Annotated in this window: 1 protein-coding gene; it reads left to right on the top strand. The window is 60.1% G+C overall.

What is annotated here, in order from left to right:
- A partial coding sequence (locus tag IWX63_RS16640) for a DDE-type integrase/transposase/recombinase (RefSeq protein WP_334685965.1) occupies positions 1-528 on the top strand: 528 nt, incomplete at its 5' end.
- Between the last annotated feature and the right edge of the window lie 743 nt (positions 529-1,271).

Here is a 1,271-nt window from a genome sequence, read left to right as displayed (position 1 = left end):
CCTCATTCCCGCCGCACCACGCCGCACCAACAGCAGCCAACCCTACCGAGTCAGCCCCTGACCGCCCTACCCACGCTCAACTGCGAAGGGCCGATCAAGGACGTGTTCTCGAACCGGATTGTGGGCTACTCCATCGACTCGAGGATGAAATCCCGCCTCGCCGTAACCGCGCTGGAAAATGCTGTCGCTCGTCGCGGTGATATTGCCGGCTGCGTGATCCACAGCGACCGAGGATCGCAATTTCGAAGCAGAAAGTTCCTGCGTTCCCTGGCCCACTACGGCATGGTCGGATCGATGGGCAGAGTCGCGTCCTGCGGCGACAACGCTGCCATGGAAAGCTTCTTCAGTCTGCTGCAGAAGAACGTGCTCAACCGCCGGTCCTGGACCAGCCGTGAACACCTGCGCATCGCGATCGTGACCTGGATCGAGCGGACCTATCACCGGCGTCGACGGCAACACCGGCTGGGACGTTTGACCCCGATCGAGTTCGAGACCATCATGAACACGCCAGCCACCCTGGCTGCGTGACTACAAACTGTCACCCTTCCGTGCAGCAGACCCTTTTGAACGGGCAAGACAGGTCGCATCACGACCGGCACTGAACCTGGGAAGAGTCACCTCGAGGCAATACTGTGATGAGCCACAACCGCAGAGGCTGGGCAAGCTTCTAATCAAGCCACCGACGTGGACAGGTCAACACCGGCCGCTCCACTCAGCGCGGACAAGTCGAGGGAAATGCACCCTCACGGGGCCATTGCTTTTTCGAGTCACCCGCCAAGCAGAACGACCGGCATCAACACTGCCAGCTAGTCCCAGACCAACCACTGCAAGACTCACAATGTTTTTTGCCTGCTGGCGAGCTCGCTCGCTCGTTCCCGACGGAGCACGGTCAACCCGAAGGGCGCGGGCCTGCCAGGAACCTCGAAGGAAATCAGCGACGCAGGAGCGCCGTAGAGGTTCATGGCCGGCCTGCGTCGGCGCAGCCGATTGACGGTGTGGAGCGGAGACGCACAATCCGAAGGAATCTCAATGATGTTGTCAATGAATTGAGGGTGCCTCTTCGGGACCCGGGCCTTCAGGGGGAAGGACACCGGAGGGGGTCTGTAGTTCCTCTGTGACTAGGATGCAGAGATGCCGAACGAGGAGCCCTGGACGGGCTATACGAAGGACAAGCTCTCTAACCTCGGGCTTTCATGAGGGCGGTTCAGCGAGGCGTGTTAAGAGCTGAAAGGTGCCCCTGACGTGGGAAAATGTAGTTACCACACTGCATT

Origin of the sequence: Arthrobacter sp. CAN_A2, from assembly GCF_015752045.1 — a bacterium.
Lineage (GTDB): Bacteria > Actinomycetota > Actinomycetes > Actinomycetales > Micrococcaceae > Arthrobacter_D.
The sequence above is the reverse complement of the archived record's forward strand: the minus strand, read 5'-3'. Positions and strand labels throughout refer to the sequence as shown.